This window comes from Enterococcus sp. C76, from assembly GCF_040886985.1.
Classification (GTDB): Bacteria; Bacillota; Bacilli; order Lactobacillales; family Enterococcaceae; genus Enterococcus_B; species Enterococcus_B lactis.
In genome coordinates this window covers 192,084-212,190 of record NZ_JBFOEY010000003.1, presented here as the reverse complement: position 1 = coordinate 212,190, position 20,107 = coordinate 192,084, and the positions used below count along the sequence as shown (strand labels likewise).

Here is a 20,107-nt window from a genome sequence, read left to right as displayed (position 1 = left end):
AAAATAGTGTTCCGCTACTTTGAAAGCGGATTATTTTACTATAAAATAAAGATTGTCTGATGGAAATATCACCTATACCATTTATCGAAGAAAGGAAGTGAAAAATGAAAAAAATAACATTAGTTTGCAAAATAGGACTTCTTTTAGGAAGTACCGTCACTAGCATGGTGCAAGCAGAAGTACATGCTGACACAGTCACAGACTCAAAAAACGAAATACGGATAACCGAGCAAATGCCTCGATCAGGCGGGGTCATTTTGGATGATAGCGGGAAAGTGATTGGCACGACAGATCCCTCTCTCATAACGGATGCCCCTTTAGAAAGTAGAGGATCTGTCCATATCCACCGCGGACATTGGACATACGGGACACATAGTTGGCCTGTTATGCCAATAGGACAAAAACGTGCTTGGTCAAATTTCAATCATTATGATAAATTCCACTATGCAACAGCAGTGGTTGGAGGTAGAAGATATACTGCTTATGCTGACCGTAACATGTATGCCTATGCCACTGTAGTAGGTGATAGCAAACACACAGGCTTAGCGTATTACGGCTGGTGGTAATCCATCTTTAAGTAACTACACTGATGTTTTCATCAGACATCATTAAAAAATTGCTACTTATTTTAACAGTAAAGGATCACATTTCATGAACAATAAACTTATTCGGTTGAATTTATTCGTCCTTTTTTCTATCCTTTCATTTATGATTTTCTTTTATGTCCAAGAGGTGGCACAAGAAAGAATCATCGCCGACAGCTATTCGCTTCCTGAACAATACCGATCGTTCGATCTACCTCGAACGATCCAAGACGATCGACAAAATTTTTCGAGAAACCTGTCCATTTTGCTCGAAACGGCAGAAGAAGAACAGTTGAACGTACTTTTTCGTGAAACAAATTTCACACCCAAAATCACGAACGGAAAGCCTGACCCAAGTGTTGATTTAGTCGTGATCGACTACTTTTCCAATGAGCCTGATTTGAGAACGCTGCTGAATCATCCTTCAGCAAAACACCTCTCAACCCAACACTATACGATCAATTATGCTTCGTTCAACAATCATCCATTGATAGAGCTGCCTTCCTTTAAAGAAGCGACGAAATTTGTAGAGAGCCAAAATACAGAGCAGGTATCCGCGTTCATCGAAAGCTTGACGACTAAGTATAATGAACTCTATCAACCTTCATTCACGGTGCAGGATTTTCAATATACAGATTATTCAGAAACCATCATGTTGCTTGATTTTCGTCCTGTGAGGAATTTGATTATTATCAGTCTGGTCTTCTTTCTGTTATTCACCGCTCTATGGCTATTCGACAATGCAAGAAAGTTATCGATCCTACGATTGAACGGACTCTCTTGTGCGACGATCTTGTATAAAGTACTGATAAAACATCTACTTTTCCTGTTCGGATCGTGTTGTTTGGTCCAGCTAATTTTTGATCCATCGATTTTCCTTTTGAACATGTTCCACCAATTCGCTTTTTTTACCGTATCTATCATTAGTTTGCTATGTGTTGTTTATTTCTTATGCACCACTTCTTTTGTGGAGAATCTAAATAGGAAATCGTATGCCAGAACTTTTATTTTTTCACTTTATTTCTTCAAGACCATCGCCTTCGTCTGGTGCTTGGCAAGCGTCCTTACACTTGTAGAACTGGTCAATCTGTCGCTTCTTCCTTCTACGTATCCGGATGAATTTTCTGAGTATGCAGTATTTTATAATACCTATTCAGGGAAAAACAACCATGAAGTCATCAGTATCGAAAACAATGTATTAAGCGCCCAACAAGACCGCTTGTATCAATATCTAGAAGAAAACGGGATGCTACTGATTGGTACCATCAGTTACTTTATGGAAGAAGAAGAAATCAACCGCAAAATTTGTGTAAATGTCAATTATTTGCAAAAATACCCGATCATCAGCGTAACTGGACAAAAAATAGCGATCTCTCCCGAGGAAACACAACGTGTCTTTTTAGTACCGGAAAGATTGGAGAATCAGTTCCAAGAAATCAAAGAACATTATTTGCATGGCTACTTTCTGGATGAATCACAAGCTGATTTTTATCTCATCCGGTCCAAACAAGAGATCCATACATTCCATCCAGATGAAGAAATCATTTACTATCCGAATGTCATCGAAGTCCAAACAAGAAATAACAGCGCGGGGAATCTCCGGCAAATCATTACTGGTGGTGGATATTTCGACCCAGTCAAAGTTCCTATCACTCAATCGGTCGAGAAAACATTCGAACCGATCAAAAAGGTACTGGAAGAAAATTATTTATTGGACAACTACCCAGTCCTCACTCCGCTTTCAGAAATCAAAAAAGTAGATTTACATTTCGGAATCAAACGACGTAGCCTGGAAATTCTCTTCGCTCTTTATCTTTTGATCACCATGATTGCTTATCTCGTGCTGATTTCTTTGAAGATCAAAAAGCAGAAATATACGATTTGGCGATTGAATGGTATTTCCATGATCAAAACTTATCGTATGATTTTCTTGCCGTTTTTCATACAATATGGTGCATTGGTTTTATATACGACTTTCATGGATGCGCCTTTTGCTTGGATCCAAAGTCTGATTCTTTTTTCTATCTTAGAGATGGGAATGATTTTCTTCACCTTGCACCGTTTGGAAAGAAAAGAAAAAGCAACTATATTAAAAGGAGAATGATAGCCTGATGCCTCTCATCCAATTAGATCATGTAACGAAAACCTACAAACAAAAACTTGTCCTGGATGCTGTCTCCTTGTCGATCGATCAAGGAGAATTTTGGACGATCCACGGAAAAAGCGGTGCAGGAAAATCCACCCTATTGAATCTTTTGGGACTCATTGATTCATTCGATGAAGGAACGGTCTCGCTCTTTGGAAAAAATGCGCCGAAAATCAACAGCAAAGCAGCTCTTTTACTACGGAGAAATAAAATCTCCTATCTTTTCCAAAATCATGGATTGATTGAAGATGAAACGATCATGGACAATTTAAACATCCCCTTCATCTATCGAAAGACCAGACGAAGAGAAAAAATCAAGCTGCAGCAAGAAGCTCTTGCCAAGGTTTCCTTAGACTATCCATTGAAAACAAAAGTTTATCGTCTTTCTGGCGGAGAAAAGCAACGCCTAGCTTTTGCCAAACTCCTACTAGAAGACAAAGAATTGATCCTAGCAGATGAACCCACTGGCTCTTTAGATAACGAGAACCGTAACCATATCTTGGATCTGCTATTCCAACAGCATCGCGCGGGGAAAACAGTCATCGTTGTGACCCATGATCCTTATATCATCGAAAAAAGTCCACGCTCTTTTTCAATTGATTCTTGGCAGGAAACTAAAAAAAGAGGTTGTGAAATCAGCGCCCTGACCTGAGTATTAGAGAAACAAAAAGGGGATGTGACTAGTGTCACACCTCCTTTTTCCGAATAAATGGTGTTCCAGAAGTAGCTTCTTCGAAAAATAAGCCGAAATGCCAAAAAAATTTGAGAAGCCATTTTCGTCAATTCCTTCTTATTTCTTGAAGCTGAACACTTCTGTCCCAACCTCTTTTTTTATTTAAATAAAATCATGTAAGCAATTTGGAAAACAAGCATGAACAAAGCAATGAAAAGTTGATTTTTGATCACACCGTATTTATCTTTCATCTCCAGCATCGCCACTGGCACGATATTGAAGTTAGCAGCCATTGGTGTCAGCAAGGTTCCACAAAAACCGCAAGTCAACGCGACCATTCCTATTAATGCTGGATTCGCTCCATGGCTAAATACGAATGGCGCACCGATACCAACCGTCATCACGGTGATAGCCGCAAATGCATTCCCCATGATTACCGTAAATATCACCATGCCAAGAGCGTAAATGATGATACCGATGTTCACATTTCCTTCTGGAACGATCGTACCTACGGCATTGGAAATCACTGTCCCAACTCCGGCACTTGTAAATACCGCACCAAGAGAAGCTAAAAGCATTGGCAACATACTTAACGGCCCTACTGTGCCCAGCATATCTGCTGCGTCATCTAAAAATGTGCTTGGGCGATTATCTCGAGAAAAGAACATCAAGATCAGCATAGCCGCAAACACACCGACACCCACACCGACTAAAGCACCTAAATTGGTGAATAGAGCAAACAAAATCGCAAAGACACCGATACTCAAAGCTGGAATAAATATTTTCATTCCTAGTTTGTCTGACATTTTTTCCATATATGCTTTTGATGGAAGCCGACTTTCTCCTTTGCTGACTCTCTTAGCAATCGCCGGTATGGTCATCGCAAAGATCAAGCCGCCGTTCACGATTGCCGGAAGCCATCTTCCTCCTGCAATAACTACCCCTAAAACCGTCCAGAAAAAGGCTGAGCCGTAACGATGAGGATTGGTTTGATCTGTTAAGTTTCTTACTCCAGTGTAAATCAACACAAGTCCCATCACGATATAAAGAATCTCCAATAATTTATCGCCTAACAAAATATCAGGATTTGTAAAAAAGTCCATCTTATTGCCCCTTTCCTGAATAATATTTCTTCGCTAGCTTCTTTTCTTTAAGATAGAAGTAGACACTTGCCACGACTAAAGCTGTGATGGCCACTGGAACTTCCACTAAAGCAAGCTGTCCCAATGTTACGTCATATCCTAGATCTTTCAATGTGGATTGGACTAGCAATGCCCCTGCTCCTCCGATGAACAGTACTTGTCCAAAGAACCAGCAGACATTTTCCATAGCTGAAGCCATCCCTTTTAGTTCTTCTTCATGCTTCGGATGGACTTCTAACCCTTTTGATTCGATGGTCCCCAATGCCATAGGTAGAATGATCGGACGAACAAATCCAGCAACTCCACCAAAACTCACGTTAAAAGCTGCAAAGATCATTCGAAAGATCCCATAAATATCTACGATCATGCCAGCAGATACTTTCTTGAATCGCTTGATCAAGGAAGCCGCTGATTCTTTCAGACCATTTCTTTCAAGTGTTCCTGTCGCCAACATAATGATGATGAAAATCGCCATCCCACGATTGTTCACAAAACTTGTGCCTAAAAGTTCTAACATTCCTTGAATGCCAAGACCGCCAGTCAAAGCTGTCACAACTAAAGCAACCATTACGATCAATATCGAGTCTAATTTAAATGCGAACCCGAGAATAACGATCAATACGCCTAAAAGGCTAAGATAATTTCCCATGTACTTTCCTCCATAAAATGACAATATTTTTTTAATTATAATGCAAAACACATAAAAAATATAGCTGTTTTCTCACGAAATAGACACTATTTTTAAATATTTTTCGTTATTTTTTTATTATATAATTTACCTTACTTATTGTAAGATAAAGCTTTTTTCAATCTAATGCTTGATAATAAATAAAAATAAGGAACAGCTACCGTTTTTTTTAAATGATTTATAAATAACAGATTAGTTCTATGCTGTTGAAAAGTATTTATTTTCCGCTAATGATGTATCTGTCAATGCTTGATACACCTTACTAAAAAGTATGAGATTGCCGATATCTGGATAGGTGTGCTATACTACAGAAAAAGATATACGAACTGCCACCGGGTAGGATAAAGAGGATGATCATTCCATTAGGTCTTTGAAGGGATGATTTTCCTCTTTTTGTGTATTTTTTTATAGTTAAGGAGGAATGTCAGTATGGCATGGATGGAATTAATCATAGCAGGGATTTTGGAAGTATTCTGGTCAACGATGATGAAATGGAGTGATGGTTTTTCCAAAGTCAATTATTCTTTCTACACAGTGATTGGCATGATTGCTAGTTTTTACTTTTTGTCAAAGGCAATCAAAAGTTTGCCGATGAGTCTCTCTTATCCTATTTGGACAGGGATTGGCGCGGTTGGTTCGGTCATTATTGGTGTGGTCTTGTTTCATGATAAGCTGAATCTTTCCACTTGGTTCTTTGTCGGGTTGCTGCTCATCAGCATCATTGGCATCAAGATCACTAGCGGTCACTAGATACTTAGACAAGCAGACAAGGAATGATCAGAAAAAGCGGGGCTTTTTATTTGATATTCCTCTTTCGATGAAAAAACAAGAAAATAAGACTAATGACCTAGCGACTTCTCTACTCATCAGGTGTATGCTTGTACTATCTATAGAAAAGGAGTGAATATTTTTGAAAAGTCTTTCGGTCCAAGAATTATCCAAGAACTTTGGTCACAAACAAGCCCTCAGCGATGTCAGTTTTAGCTTATCTCCTGGCAAAATCGTTGGATTAGTAGGTCCTAATGGCGCTGGAAAAACAACGATCATGAAAGCTATTTTAGGACTGATCCATTACTCAGAAGGAACGATCCGTATTGGTGAAAATGAGATTTCTCCCTCTAGTCATAAAGGATTAGAACAAGTAGGAGCATTGATCGAATATCCGGGTATCTATCCATTCTTAACAGGTTATGATCATCTGAAGTTATTCTCTGAAACAAACGATGTATCTGCTATCGACACTATCGTGAATCAGCTCAAGATGGAAAAGTACATTCACAAAAAAGCGAAATCCTACTCGTTGGGAATGAAACAAAAATTGGGAATTGCTCTTGCCTTACTGAACCATCCGTCTATCGTTATTTTAGATGAGCCGATGAACGGTTTGGATCCACAAGCAACAAGAGATGTGCGAAAAATCATTACCGACTTGGCTACTCAGGGCACCTCTTTCTTGATCTCCAGTCACTTACTCAGCGAGCTTGAAAAAATGGTCGATGAGCTGATCCTGATCAATCAAGGAAAGATCATCAAACAATGTACAATGGCTGAATTGAACCAAACAGCGCAAGATTTCATCGTTATCTCTACAACAAATGATCAAGCTGCTCGAACGATCTTGACAGACGCTGGATATCCCTTGGAAGATCCTGATAAAATCAAGCTTCTAAAAGAAAACGAAGAATTATTAGGAACTGTGATCCAGTTATTGTCTGCAGAAAATATCCATGTGACAGATGTCCAGCATCTGACGAATGATTTGGAATCTTCCCTATTGGAAATTCTGGATTCAGTAAAGGGGGAAGAAGAAAAATGACATTGCTTGTAAAACAAGAATTATTTAAATTGATCAAGAAAAAGTCGACTGCTGTTTTATCTGTTCTATTAGTCGCTTTGCTCATAGGAACAGCACTTCTAGCCAAAAAATACACGACGATCATTGATCCAGTTGAAATGACTGCTCAGCTTTTCAGTGCCACATCTTGGATCGTCTTTATCATGATTGCTGCTGCAAGTACGATCATTTCAATGGAATCACAATATGGTACATTGAAAAATCTCCTTTATCGAAAGTATTCTCGAGGAGAAATATTAGTAAGCAAATGGATCACATTAGTTATTTATTCTATTTATTTATACCTTTTAGCTATTATTGTCACCGTGTTGATGAAACTGATCCTTTTCCCTTCGATTTCCTTTACGGAGAAGATTTCTACTGGTCAGACACTAATCCAAAGCTTGTTCACTTATACTTTGGGTAGTTATATCGGTTTATGGCTGATTTTAAGTTTAGTGTTGATGATTGCTTGTTTTATCAATAGTTCCGGTGCCTCCATCTCAGCAGGGATCGTCTTTTATTTTGCTTCATCAATCATATCTGGTATCCTCATCGCACTCATTCAAAAATGGGAGTGGATCAAATGGAATCCAATCAGTATGCTGAATCTGCAAAACCAAATTGGCAACGAAGAGATCATGAAGCAATTGACTCATCTTTCTACTAATCAAATGCTGTTTGGCAATTTAGCTTACATTGCTTTGTTCTTAGCATTGGGATACCTCGTATTCAAGCGAAAAAATGTATGATGGTCCATTAAAAAAGAGGTTATGACAGAAGTAGTCAGTTTCAAGAAATTTCGGCTTATTTTTAGAAGAAGCTACTTCTTGAACACCCTTTATTCGGAAAAAGAAGCGGTGACACGAATGTTGTCACCGCTTCTTTTTTGAATAAACGACAGGCTCACAGCCTCTCTTTATACTTTTATATGTGAAGCATCCCAGTGGCAAATAAAACCATTGCGATTACTCCGACCATCGTCACACAGATAAGTAAAATCTTATCTAAGTGGATATGTTGTACAGGTTCGTTTTGCTCTTTACGTGCTTTGAGGTAAAAATAAATACCTGGTAAGAAAAGAACAAGAACAAGCATCACTTCATTAAAGGCTACGACTAGCATGGCCCATACTTGAAAAGCACTTGCTAAAAGCCCTACTAAAAATTGGACCCATTCTTTTCGCTGATAAGAAAGCTTCATTTGGTACAGTCCTAAGAAAAGCCACGTGAAGAAAATCGCTGCTGTACCAAGTGTATAAGCAAAGTTATACGCACTGTCAGTGAATAATAATGAAAGTAAAAAGACATTCGTACATAACGTCGTCAATACGATAGCATAAGTTGGTGCACCATTTTTGTTGAGTTTTCCCCATGCTTTAGGCAAAAGTCCGTCCTCAGCCATATTCCCCATTGTTTCAATCGGCAAGATCGTCCATGAGAGCCAAACCCCAACTAAAGAAATGATCAAACCGCCGTTGATCACGACCGCCCCCCATTTACCAACCATCATTTCAAATACATATCCCATAGCAGGTTGCGCTTTGATCGTTTGCAGCTGATTCATCGTCATTGTGCCATATGGAAGCATGGAAACCAAGACGTAAATAATGATCAAACCGAATATCCCTAGAATCGTTGCTTTCCCAACATCCGATTGTTTTTTTGCTCGTGAGCCTACGACAGAAGCTCCTTCAATACCAACGAATACCCAGAGCATCACCATGATGCAGCTCAATACTTGACTAGAAAACGGGATCGGCTGCCCATTCGCATTCAATATGATATCGCTAGAAAAGTTATTAATGAATTGTTGGATCGAAAAGGTGCTGATAGCTACTACAATAAATAAAAATAATGGCACTAATTTACAAAACGTGACGATAGCATTGACAAAGCTAGCATTTTCAACTCCCCGATTCACTAGCCATGCATATCCCCATAAGAAGATCGTACTCATCACGATCGATGCCACATTTTGACCACCTTCGAATACGGGGAAGAAATAACCTAATGCACTCATCAACAATGTTGCGAACGCCACGTTTCCTAACCAGCATGTTAGCCAGTAACCCCAACCGCTGATAAAACCAGCGAAACGGCCAAAACCTTCTTCTGCGTAACTAAAGATTCCGCCTTTTAAATCTGGACGTTTTTTATTGATATTATTGATCGATAAGGAGAGCATCAACATTGCTGTTCCTACGAGTACCCAGCTGAAAATAGCTGGGCCGCCAGCCGATCCGGAGATGTCCGTCATAATACCAAATACGCCACCTCCAATCGCTGAACCAATCACTAAGGCAGCAAGTGGAATCAAACCAATTCCTTTTTTCTGTTGCTCTGTATCCATGTAAGCATCCTCCAAAGTAAAACCGCTTTTATCAAAAAGTATAACAAACCTTTTTTATTTTTACTTAATTAATAAAAACTTTAATAGAAATATAATTCTACCGACTTTTTTCTCATTATACAAGCAAAGCGCCTAGTCCCTTTCCAAATTACACCACCAAAAAACTTAAAAAGATGCTATACTAAAGGGAAAGAATTGGGGGATGATCCATGAACATTTTATATATATCGATTTCAGGAAATACGCGTGCTTTCGCCAAACATCTAGCAGAATATGCTGAAAAAATGCATGCAGAAGATCCTGTCAATCCTGAAGTTACTTTAAAAGAAATCCATGAAAATAGTGATTTTACGAAAGAAACAGAACCATTTTTTACTTTCGTTCCTACTTATTTAGACGGTGGGAATGGGTTAGACAACGGTGACACAGAAATCTTGACCGAAACGATGCGCGAATATCTGGAGTACGAAGACAATCATAAACTTTGCCTTGGTGTAGTCGGTAGCGGTAATAAAAACTTCAATAATCAATATTGTCTGACAGCCAAACAATACGCACAAAGATTCGGCTTTCCTTTCTTGGCAGATTATGAATTACGGGGAACACCATCTGATGTGACACGCGTTTATCAAATTTTAGCAGAAAAAAATAAATAACACAAAAGAAGAAGCTGAAAAATAAATTTTGGCTTCTTCTTTTTATGTTCTCTATTGTTTCTATTCTTATTAAGCTTTGACATCCATCACAGGTGCTTTTGCTTTCGCTTTACCTGTTTTTTCCAAGACAAAGTTTTTTACACGATCCATATTGGTTACCAAGACGATCATGGAGGTTTCTTTGTCTGCTGCTTTAATTGCTTCTAGGTCAGCTTCTGCTACAAGCGTATCAGGTGTCACTTGCTGTCCTTCTGTTACTTTCACATCAAATGGCGTACCGCCTAAGTCAACTGTGTTGATACCCATATGAAGCAAGATTTCTAAGCCGTTTGGTGTCGTAATGCCGATAGCATGTTTTGTTGGGAAGACAGAACTTATTACTCCAGTAACCGGAGAATAGATATGTCCGTTTTCTGGTTCTACAAAGTAACCTTCACCCATCATTTTTTGTGCAAAAACTGGATCACTTGCTTTATCTAAAGAAACAACTGTTCCGTCAGCGACTGATGAGAGGATAGTCACACTTTCAGCTGAAGCTTGAGGTACTGCTTTTTCAGGCACTTCATTTACTGTGGCTGTTTCGGTCGCTAGTTCTTCTTTTTCTAAACGGTCTTTAGGAATACCGAAGAAGAATGTAGCAACGAATCCACCAGCGTAAGCGGCCAATAAACCAAGGATATAGCCTAACCATTTACCGTCAGAGATCAATGGGATCAAAGCGGCTCCTGAAGGTCCAATAGCGATTGCTCCGACATTTCCGATCATTCCGATCACTGCCCCACCGATACCTCCACCGATACAAGCAGTAATAAATGGACGTCCTAGAGGTAATGTTACTCCGTAAATCAATGGTTCGCCGATTCCTAAGATTCCGACTGGTAAAGCCCCTTTGATCATTTCTGTTAATTCTTTGTCTTTTTTGCAGCGGATCCATAATGCCAATGCTGCACCCACTTGTCCTGCTCCGGCCATCGCAAGAATTGGAAGCAATAAGGTACGACCAGTTTCATCAATCATTTGTACATGGATTGGCGTCAAGATCTGATGTAGTCCGAACATGACCATTGGCAAGAATAATGTACCTAGAACGAAGCCGGCAAATGCTCCTCCAACACCAAGTACCCAGTTGATCCCACCGACCATGCCGTCAGAAATGAACCCTGCTAAAGGCATGATGAAGAAAATTTCGATCAGACCGATGGCAATCAGTGAAAGAGTTGGCGTAACGATGATATCTACCGCATCAGGTACTACTTTATGCAGTTTTTTCTCAACGATTGACAATAACCAAACTGCGAAGATAACACCTAAGATCCCGCCTTGTCCAGCTGCAAGAGCTTCACCGGTAAACAAGTTTTTCAGTGGTGCTTCCGGATTCATCCCTGTCAGCATCACAACGGCCCCGATAACTCCACCAAGCGTTGGCGTTGCACCAAAAACTTGTGCAGCATTGATACCTGTATAGATAACTAGATAGCTAAACATCCCGTTTTTCAAGATGTTCATCACATCGATATATTGTTGCCATGTTCCTGCGTCTAGTGTCCCAGCTGTGACTAAGTTTGCTAAAACTGCGGCAATCCCTGCTACGATCCCAGTGCCGACAAATGCAGGGATCATTGGTACAAAGATATTAGAGATGTCTTTTAATACCGATTTGATTTTAGAGGGTTTTTGTTTCGATTTTTGTGCCGCTTTCATTTCTTGTGCCCGTTCGTTTACACGGTCTTTTCCAGATGCAGAAGAACTTGTTGTAGTCGCACTTGCAGAAGGAAGTTTTTCTCCTAATTTCACGCCTGCTAAGTCAACCATTTCTTGTGCTACTTTGTTCACTTTCCCAGGTCCGATGATGACTTGGAGCTGTTCATCCTCTACTACGCCAAGTACTCCTGGAATCGCTTTTAATTCCGAGACATTTACAAGATCATCATTGATGACCTTCATACGTACACGAGTCATGCAGTGGACAATGCTTTCAACATTGCCCATACCGCCTGCTCCTTGATAAATTTGTTTTGCCAGTTCTTCCAAAGTCAATTCGTTTTTTGCCATGGTCTTTTCCCCCTCATAAGGTTCCTTTTACAAAACCGTTTGCTTCAGCTAATTTTGCTTGAGCTGCCTCTTTATCACTATTTGTCAAAATCATGACGATAGCCAGTTTGACATTTTGATCTGCTTCTTCAAAGTACTTTTCAGCTGTTTCGTAGTCAGCTTCTGTCGCTTGCATGATGATTCGTTTTGAGCGTTCGATTAGTTTTTCATTTGTTGGTTTGACGTCGACCATCAAGTTATTGAATACTTTACCGATACCGATCATACTGATAGTAGAAATCATATTCAAAATCAGTTTTTGTGCTGTTCCTGACTTCAATCGAGTAGAGCCTGTCAAAAATTCTGGTCCTGCATCGACTTCGATTGGGAAATCCGCATGCTTGCTGATTTCTGCTTGTTTATTGCAAGAAATCGTTCCTGTAACAGCACCAATCGATTTTGCGTAATCTAATCCACCAATCACATATGGTGTACGACCGCTAGCTGCGATACCAATAACTATATCATTTTTTGTTAAATTCAGCTTGATTAGATCTTCTTGCCCTAATTCATAAGAATCTTCGGCTCCTTCGACGGCTACCGTCATTGCTTCTTCTCCACCAGCAATTAGACCTATGACCATTTCCGGTTCTACACCGAATGTCGGTACACATTCAGCAGCATCTAATACACCAAGTCTACCACTCGTTCCAGCTCCCATATAAATCAAGCGACCACCTTTTTTAAAGGATTCAATCGTGTTGGCGATCACTGGCTCGATACTTGTCAGTTCTTTTTCAACAGCAGCGGCCACTTTCTGATCTTCTTTGTTCATTAGTTGGACTGCTTGAGAAATACTCATTTCATCTAATCCAAAAGTTTCTTGGTTTCTGCGTTCCGTTGTTAGGTTCTCTAAATTGATTTTGCTCATTTTTATCTTCCTTCTTTTCTTATAAATTGATAGTTCATACCAGCTTTGATTTGGTTGATCAGCGGTAGTTCTTCTTTGATGACTTTGGCTACTACATTCACTTTTTCATCCGCTGGCAAATCATATTTAGTTAATTGGATCTCGCCCATATAGCGCAAATACTTTTCGTTATCTAAAGTAATAGATCCTTTCATACGCTTAGCTGTATTTCTTACTGGGATTGGCGGAATCTCTCGAAAACGCGCATCTGCGCTTCGTATGACATCTCTTGCATCATCTTGCCGATTCGTATGTTTTCCTAATATATATTCGTAAAAATCTTCATCTACAGATTCCGTATGCAGCAAGACTGTCTGTTCTTTTTGGAAAGAAGCAAATTGCTCCTGAACGTGTTCTGACAGACCTGCATCTCCGATATAAACAATATCCGTGTTACTTGCTAATAGATCAAGAGCGCCTGCTAGAGGATGGATCCCTCGATGTTCTTCCAAAGTCGGTAATCCTTGATACAGTGGACCTCTCAACTCTGTATCTCCTGGTACAAAGCCTTGGACAAGGAATCCTTGAGTTTTGAGCCATTGATTTTTTTCCTGATACCATTCTTTGTCCAGCCCTGTTTCAGGACGTGGATAATAATTATGCCAAGCTTCGATTTGTGAGAAATCAGCCGCTGCTTCTTTCAACTCATCGATATCTTTAGGCGTGATCGTGCTGGCGTTCAAACTGATTTTCAATTGATGTGACCAGTCGGCGATCTGCTGATTAGAAATATGATAATCCATTCTTAACCCTGTTACACCAATTGCTTTCAAGGGTGTTAGATCTTCTAGTGAAAAGCCAGCTCGTTTCAATGCCTCTCCTGAAATATCGACCATCAACTCTAGTTTATTCTTTTTCGCTTCGCTTCCTAGTTCGATCAATCGATTTTGATAAGCCGAAACATCATCTTCCGGTATATGCATGGAAGTGAAAATACCGACAAAGCCATTGGATGCCATTTGGCGGATATACTGTTTCTTCTCTTCTGACAAAGAATCATTCATAAATATTGAAAAGCCAAACATATTATCCCTCTTTTTCTGTATCCGTCTTCATTTCTATGACTAGAGTATATATCTAAAGAAACAAAATTTCAATACTTTTGTTAAAATAATTAAATTTTATTTCTAAAAATTGGATTTATATTGCCAAAAGAATTGACACAGCCACAAAAAAGGCACTGCTAAGCAAAAGCAGTGCCTTGAAACATTTTATTTAAATAACACAAAAGCCTAATTACTCATAAGAAATTAATTCTGTATTGTCTACCATGAATGTAAAGAACCCTTCATTAGGCATTGGATGAAAATAAGCATTGATCACTCTTATCAAGGCATTATGACAGACTAACAAGTAGACATTTTCTTCGTCTTCCATGCATTCTTTCAATAAAGGAACGATTCGTGCGTACACATCTAAGACCGACTCTCCATTTGGGAAACGTACAGCAAACGCTAAACGCGCTTTTTGAAAGTTTTCATCTTTGCTTGGCAGTCCATCATAATCCCCAAAATCCATTTCTACCAATCGCTCATCAGCGGTCATCGACAAATTGAGACGATCAGCTACTGCTTGTGCTGTATCTCTTGCTCGTTGAAGAGGGGAATGGATGATTTTCGTGATCGGAACAGGCAAATCTACTACCTTTTCTGCTAGTGCCTGTGCCTGCATCTGTCCTTTTTCAGTCAGCGGCACATCTGCCCGCCCGCAAACTAATCCTTGTGCGTTCCAAGTTGTTTCTCCGTGTCTCGTTACATAAAGCATGTGATTCTCTCCTTCGTTGACAAAGTTCTCCTTAACCATACCTTGTTGTCTTTGAGATTACAAGGTTTAGATTTTCTCAAGAGAAATAATCTCAGTAGATACTTTATCTAGAAAGGTTTGATCATGTTCCACTAGTAACATAGCAGGTTTCACGTTCAAAATCAGTTGTTCTAATTGTTCTTGATTGAAGACATCCAAATAATTCAATGGTTCATCCCATATATATAGCTCAGCTGGTTGTGATAAAGATTTAGCCAATTCCACTTTTTTCCGTTGTCCCATACTCATCTGTTCGATTTTGTTATGAAAAACATCTCTTTCCATCCCAAGCTTTCGGAGATTATTCAAAAATGCTTGGTAGTCTACTCGGTTTTTCTCCGCGAATTCCGCCAACGTCCCTCGATTGTCTTCATAATTTTGGCGTACGTAACTAATGGTCAAATGTTTGGGCTGGGATTTTTCTCCTACAACCTTGCCGCTGAATGTTCCCAGAAGATAATGGATAATGGATGACTTTCCTGCGCCGTTAGGGCCTGAAATCGCCACCCGCTGATGTGGTTCGATCGTAAAATGAACTGGCTCGAATAACAGATTTTCATACCCTAATTGAAGATTTTCTACGCTTAACAGCCGTTTATGATGAGACACTTGGCTATTCATCGTCAAAGCATCGATATACTCGATATCTTTTAATAATTTTTCTTTCTCACTGATCTGGGTTTCCATCCGATTCACGATTGCTTTAGATCGTTTCATCGTCCGTGCAGCATCAGCGCCTACTGCTCCTTTATTCACTCGCCTAGATTCCGTATCGATGAATCCGACTTTTTTCTTTGTTTTGTCTCCTTCACGGGAACGAGACCATTCTGCTTTTTCTGCCGCTGTTTTCTTTAGCCTGCTGACTTCTTTTTTCAATTTTTCATTTTGAGCTATTTCAAATTCATCACGAAGTTTTTTCTGTTCTTCATAGATAGAGAAATTCCCTTGATAAAGTTCCAGTTGGCTCTTTTCGATTGCTAAAACATGGTCCACTACTTCATCGATAAATCCCCGATCATGACTCACCACGATGAATCCTTGTTTTTTCTTTTTCAAGTAAGCAGCTACTTGTTTTCTGCCAGAGATATCCAAATGATTCGTTGGTTCATCGATTAACGGGAAATGAGTGTCATCCACAAATAAGAGTGCCAGTAGGACTTTTGTCTTCTCTCCTCCTGATAGTGTGCTGAATTCTCTCCATAAGATTTCAGGATCTGTTTGCATCAGTTGGAGCTCTCTTTCAATTTCCCATATCTCAAAATCCGTAATCTCATTTAACACATAATAGGTCAAACGCTCTTTATCTTTTGTTTGCTGCGGGAAATAGACAAACGCTTGCTGATGGATCACTTGCCCTTGGTAAGGGAGTTTGTTTTGCAGGATATTCAGTAAAGTTGTCTTTCCTCGACCGTTTCGTCCGATAAGTCCTAGTTTCCATTGGGTGTCAAAGTTTAGATTGGCTTGTTCAAATAATAATGTGCCTTGGCTGTCATAGCCGAATGTCAGATTTTTTATTTCGATTTTAGACATTATTCCATCACCTCGTAAAAAAAGACCAGTCCTATTTTCAGAACTGGCTAAAGAGGATGCAAGGGTTTGGTGCACACAAAAAGACCCATACATCGAAAGAACCAAGCCAATCCTGAAAATCTGCACACTGCTCCCTTGTCTCCACAAGGTACAGTCTGAATGCAGCTTTCATCAATCGACTTAATTTTTCAATGCACGGATCCCTCACTTTGTCCTATATTTGAAGTTACGATAGCATAAAGAAATTGATTTTGTCAACTACTTCGGGAGGATGGTGAAAAATCTGCTGAGTGTCTGTCCTAAGATTTTTGTTTTTTCTAATGTTTGCCTGTGTTCCATTGCTTCCTCTAAATCGATTGGTCCTAATTGAATGCTTAAGACAATGGGGAGAAAATCAGAGAGTCCTTCCAACTCTTGGTCCCTACTTCCGCAAATAGCGATTATTGGTTTTCGATATTTTTTTGCCAGCACTGCTACGCCATATGGAACTTTTCCGTGAATTGTTTGCTGATCAATCCGCCCTTCTCCTGTAATGATGACATCTGCTTGTTCGATCTGTTTTTCTAATCCAGTGATTTGGCTGACCAACTCAAAACCAGAGACCATCTTCGCTCCTAACAAAAAAAGGGCTCCGCCGATACCGCCTGCTGCTCCGCTTCCTGGGATGTTATCTAAATCCACCTCCCAAACATCTTTTATCTGCTGAGCAATCTTTTCTGCTTGTTTATCCAAGAAAGCTAACGTCGTATCCGTTCCTCCTTTTTGTCTTCCAAATTGCCAAGCAGCTCCTTGTTGACCTGTATATGGATTGGTCACATCTGCAGCGATGATCACTTTTGCTTTAGAAACAAGAACGTTCCTTCGATCCAAATGAAGTTTTTTAGTAGATAACAAAGGATTTCCTTCTGTGTACCCTTCTAAAGAAGCACCCAAGGATTGGAGTAATCCTAGACCACCATCGCTACATCCGCTTCCTCCTAAAGTGACAATGATTTGTTCCACTTCTTGAAGCAGTGCATCTTTGATAAGCTCTCCCAAGGCATAACTAGAAGCAAGTCGGATGGTTTGATCCGTTGGTTTATCAAGTAAATCTAATCCTAATACTTGTGCAGATTCAATGACTGCGGTATTTTTTCCTTGCCAGTTCGTCAATAAATAAGTGATTTTTCGCTGACGAAATAAGAAATCCATCCCATCAATCGTACGCCAGGTTCCCCCGAGCGCGTAATAGATTGCTTCTGCAGTATTTTCTCCGCCATCTGCAATCGGCACATTGATTTTTCTTCCTTTACGGTCTTCCCAGCCATTTAGAACTGCCTGATTTAATTCAAATGAAGAAGCACTTCCTTTAAATGAATCGATTGCCGCCAAAATATCCATCTATATCCCTCACTTTCTTCTTAAGTAAGACACTTTTTTTCACTTTTTTCAAACAAAACAATGCTATTTTCTTCTGTTTTTCTATATACTAAAAGGGAACTCATTGAATAAAGGAGAGAAAAAACATGAAAATCGCAATAGCTGGAGCCGGAGCAATGGGCAGCCGAATCGGATTGATGTTGCATCAAAGCGGAAATGAGGTCGTCTTGATCGATCGCTGGCCTGCTCACATTGAAGCCATTCGTACAAATGGATTGATTGCTGACTTTAATGGCAAAGAAGTAGTTGCAAAACTGCCAATCTATTCACCAAAAGAAATCATCGAAAGCAACGAACACGTGGATTTGATCGTAGCCTTGACAAAAGCGAATCAATTAGATGATATGTTTCGTTCAATCCAATCCATTATTACTGAGAATACTTATGTTTTGTGTTTACTGAATGGATTAGGTCATGAAGATGTACTGGAAAAATATGTACCAAAGAAAAATATCTTATTTGGGATCACGATGTGGACAGCTGGTCTAGCTGGTCCCGGAAAAGTCACATTATTAGGTGATGGAGAAATCGAACTAGAGAACTTGGAACCAGAAGGCGAAGCATTTACAAAAAAAGTTGTAGAAGTCTTTCAAGAAGCAAGATTGAATCCAATCTATAGTCATAATGTTCGTTATTCCATTTGGCGAAAAGCTTGTGTAAACGGAACATTAAATGGATTATGCACGATCTTGGATTGTAATATTGCTGAACTAGGTGCGCAAAAAGCGGCAGAGGGCATGGTTCGAACGATCGTATCTGAGTTTGCTTCTATCGCAGCAATAGAAGGAATCACATTAGATCAAGAAGAAGTGTACCAGCATATTGCTTCTACTTATGATCCTGACAACATCGGGTTGCATTACCCATCTATGTACCAAGACCTGATCAAAAACCATCGTTTGACTGAAATCGACTACATCAATGGTGCCGTTTGGCGAAAAGGACAAAAATATGATATTGCTACACCATATTGTGCCTTTTTGACCCAATTAGTCCATGCAAAAGAAGGAATCCTTGGCGCAGAATAAAAGGCTCTCTGATGAGAATCAGCTGGATCAGCAGCTGGTTCTCATTTTTTTACCCCCACGAAAGATCAAAAAGAAAAACACAATTCTCATGTTGCCATAAGAATTGCGCTTGTTTATTTTCATCTATGATTGGTTGGCACTTTTATTTATTTTTAACAGAGGAAAGATCGTATTCATATTGTTCATAAATAGCGGAGTCAGTAGTGAAAAAACGTTTTGCCCAATTTTCTGCATCAAAAAATTCCAACAGTTCTGATGGGATTGGCTGAAATGGCGTATGCAGAAATTCCGGTAATTCATCTAAATCACGTTCTTGAAGCAAAAAAATGTTTTCAGGATGATAAAACTGATAATGAGCTATGGCTTGATTATCTGTCACTAGCTTCTTTTGAAAATACATAGATTCAAACGTTCGCAAAGTCACTCCTTGCTGCCCTTCCCGCAACAGTTCTAGAATCCCGCTCGATTCCCCAGTTTTTTTCAGATACTCTTCATAAGTAAGGTATCCAGGTTGTTCATTTCCTCGAAGCGGAAGAATAAAGTAATTGGTCGTAACACCTCTTTTTGTAAATTCCTGCTTATATTTTTCTGCCCGTTCTTTTCTGCCGTTATTTGTTGCACCAAAAAAAAGATCCGTCTTTGGTTCGCTAGAAGAAAAATCCATATGTTTCGAATAAAAGGAACTATTATGTTTTAGTCCAAGTTCTTTTGCTTCCAAAAAATCAAAATGATAAATCTCATCGATTGCCGGTTCATCTTGTGCCTGTTTCAGCATCGCCTCGTGTTCTGCTTTGAAGTGGTTCCAAAAAAATAACACGATTTTTGCATTGGTAAATGGACGCACGCGTCGAGCCATCTCCATATCAAATCCATAATCTAAAAAAACGATCAGCTGATAATTTGCCAACTGTTGTCGAGCCGATTTAATGAATTCCGACTGTAGTAAATCTTTTCCGGACCAAACATCTAAAGAGCGGATGGAAGGGAAAAAATAAAGTGATTTATTTTTCGCAACTAGCAATACGTCGTTTTTGTTCATCTGTTCCGCCTCACTTTCTCTGTCACTTTTTCCTATGATAGCCTGTTTAAATAGTAAAAAGCTAGTAAAACGCTTCCTATTATTTTTATAAAAATTTAACATTTCTATGAAAATACGATGAAATAAATCATTCTTCCATTAAAATATGCCTAAGAGTTTTCTGAATAGTTGTAATTGTCTGAAAATTTGTTATCATTAGTCATTGTTATTAT

The 20,107-nt window shown here is 39.4% G+C and carries 18 protein-coding genes; 8 read left to right on the top strand and 10 right to left on the bottom strand.

The window, feature by feature from the left end; translation table 11 throughout:
• Positions 1-104: 104 nt before the first annotated feature.
• The 3 genes from AB3I00_RS05705 (at position 105) to AB3I00_RS05695 (ending at position 3,382) form a co-directional block, all read left to right on the top strand.
• Positions 105-566, top strand: coding sequence for a lactococcin 972 family bacteriocin (locus AB3I00_RS05705; RefSeq protein WP_368024908.1), 462 nt, complete (start codon positions 105-107; stop codon positions 564-566).
• A gap of 85 nt (positions 567-651) precedes the next feature.
• Complete coding sequence (locus AB3I00_RS05700) at positions 652-2,688, top strand: bacteriocin-associated protein (RefSeq protein WP_368024907.1); 2,037 nt, start codon at positions 652-654, stop codon at positions 2,686-2,688.
• 7 nt (positions 2,689-2,695) lie between these two features.
• Positions 2,696-3,382 carry a putative bacteriocin export ABC transporter gene (locus AB3I00_RS05695; protein ID WP_002344498.1) on the top strand — a complete coding sequence of 229 codons (687 nt, stop codon included), beginning with the start codon at positions 2,696-2,698 and terminating at the stop codon, positions 3,380-3,382.
• A 179-nt stretch (positions 3,383-3,561) separates the two neighbouring features.
• Here AB3I00_RS05695 and AB3I00_RS05690 read toward each other — a convergent pair whose 3' ends face one another.
• On the bottom strand, positions 3,562-4,506 hold the full coding sequence (locus tag AB3I00_RS05690; protein ID WP_002308361.1) for a DUF979 domain-containing protein: 945 nt from the start codon (positions 4,504-4,506) through the stop codon (positions 3,562-3,564).
• A gap of 1 nt (position 4,507) precedes the next feature.
• The gene (locus AB3I00_RS05685; RefSeq protein WP_368024906.1) at positions 4,508-5,194 is read right to left on the bottom strand and encodes a DUF969 domain-containing protein; all 687 of its coding nucleotides are present in this window, start codon (positions 5,192-5,194) and stop codon (positions 4,508-4,510) included.
• 468 nt (positions 5,195-5,662) lie between these two features.
• On the opposite strand from AB3I00_RS05685, the gene AB3I00_RS05680 reads away from it, so the two are divergent.
• The 3 genes from AB3I00_RS05680 to AB3I00_RS05670 all read left to right on the top strand — a co-directional run bounded on the left by AB3I00_RS05680 (position 5,663) and on the right by AB3I00_RS05670 (position 7,819).
• Positions 5,663-5,983, top strand: a complete 321-nt coding sequence (locus AB3I00_RS05680; RefSeq protein ID WP_002308356.1) for a multidrug efflux SMR transporter — start codon at positions 5,663-5,665, stop codon at positions 5,981-5,983.
• A 160-nt stretch (positions 5,984-6,143) separates the two neighbouring features.
• On the top strand, positions 6,144-7,049 hold the full coding sequence (locus AB3I00_RS05675; protein ID WP_070770404.1) for an ABC transporter ATP-binding protein: 906 nt from the start codon (positions 6,144-6,146) through the stop codon (positions 7,047-7,049).
• Positions 7,046-7,819: an ABC transporter permease subunit gene (locus AB3I00_RS05670; protein ID WP_002308353.1), complete on the top strand. Its 774-nt coding sequence runs from the start codon at positions 7,046-7,048 to the stop codon at positions 7,817-7,819. Before AB3I00_RS05675 ends, AB3I00_RS05670 begins: the two co-directional genes overlap by 4 nt.
• Before the next feature lie 175 nt (positions 7,820-7,994).
• On the opposite strand, the gene AB3I00_RS05665 is transcribed toward AB3I00_RS05670, so the two are convergent.
• Complete coding sequence (locus AB3I00_RS05665; RefSeq protein WP_368024903.1) at positions 7,995-9,419, bottom strand: basic amino acid/polyamine antiporter; 1,425 nt, start codon at positions 9,417-9,419, stop codon at positions 7,995-7,997.
• Positions 9,420-9,628: 209 nt separating this feature from the next.
• Here AB3I00_RS05665 and nrdI point away from each other — a divergent pair, with 209 nt between their 5' ends.
• Positions 9,629-10,075: a class Ib ribonucleoside-diphosphate reductase assembly flavoprotein NrdI gene (gene nrdI, locus AB3I00_RS05660; protein ID WP_002308351.1), complete on the top strand. Its 447-nt coding sequence runs from the start codon at positions 9,629-9,631 to the stop codon at positions 10,073-10,075.
• Positions 10,076-10,144: 69 nt separating this feature from the next.
• Here nrdI and AB3I00_RS05655 read toward each other — a convergent pair whose 3' ends face one another.
• The 6 genes from AB3I00_RS05655 to AB3I00_RS05630 all read right to left on the bottom strand — a co-directional run bounded on the left by AB3I00_RS05655 (position 10,145) and on the right by AB3I00_RS05630 (position 17,789).
• Entirely contained in the window at positions 10,145-12,127 is a 1,983-nt protein-coding gene (locus AB3I00_RS05655; RefSeq protein WP_024634965.1) for a glucose PTS transporter subunit IIA, read from the bottom strand.
• Between the two features lie 13 nt (positions 12,128-12,140).
• The gene (gene murQ / locus AB3I00_RS05650; protein ID WP_002306098.1) at positions 12,141-13,037 is read right to left on the bottom strand and encodes an N-acetylmuramic acid 6-phosphate etherase; all 897 of its coding nucleotides are present in this window, start codon (positions 13,035-13,037) and stop codon (positions 12,141-12,143) included.
• A gap of 2 nt (positions 13,038-13,039) precedes the next feature.
• The gene (locus AB3I00_RS05645; RefSeq protein ID WP_024634964.1) at positions 13,040-14,101 is read right to left on the bottom strand and encodes a DUF871 domain-containing protein; all 1,062 of its coding nucleotides are present in this window, start codon (positions 14,099-14,101) and stop codon (positions 13,040-13,042) included.
• A 211-nt stretch (positions 14,102-14,312) separates the two neighbouring features.
• A complete protein-coding gene (locus AB3I00_RS05640; protein ID WP_104764836.1) occupies positions 14,313-14,840 on the bottom strand; it encodes a histidine phosphatase family protein in 528 nt (175 codons plus the stop codon).
• Positions 14,841-14,906: 66 nt separating this feature from the next.
• Complete coding sequence (eat(A), locus tag AB3I00_RS05635) at positions 14,907-16,409, bottom strand: ABC-F type ribosomal protection-like protein Eat(A) (protein ID WP_368024901.1); 1,503 nt, start codon at positions 16,407-16,409, stop codon at positions 14,907-14,909.
• A 258-nt stretch (positions 16,410-16,667) separates the two neighbouring features.
• The gene (locus tag AB3I00_RS05630) at positions 16,668-17,789 is read right to left on the bottom strand and encodes a glycerate kinase (protein ID WP_368024899.1); all 1,122 of its coding nucleotides are present in this window, start codon (positions 17,787-17,789) and stop codon (positions 16,668-16,670) included.
• A 125-nt stretch (positions 17,790-17,914) separates the two neighbouring features.
• Between AB3I00_RS05630 and AB3I00_RS05625 the strand changes: the two genes are divergently transcribed.
• The gene (locus AB3I00_RS05625; RefSeq protein ID WP_368024897.1) at positions 17,915-18,856 is read left to right on the top strand and encodes a 2-dehydropantoate 2-reductase; all 942 of its coding nucleotides are present in this window, start codon (positions 17,915-17,917) and stop codon (positions 18,854-18,856) included.
• A gap of 142 nt (positions 18,857-18,998) precedes the next feature.
• Here AB3I00_RS05625 and AB3I00_RS05620 read toward each other — a convergent pair whose 3' ends face one another.
• A complete protein-coding gene (locus AB3I00_RS05620; protein WP_010732040.1) occupies positions 18,999-19,895 on the bottom strand; it encodes a hypothetical protein in 897 nt (298 codons plus the stop codon).
• Between the last annotated feature and the right edge of the window lie 212 nt (positions 19,896-20,107).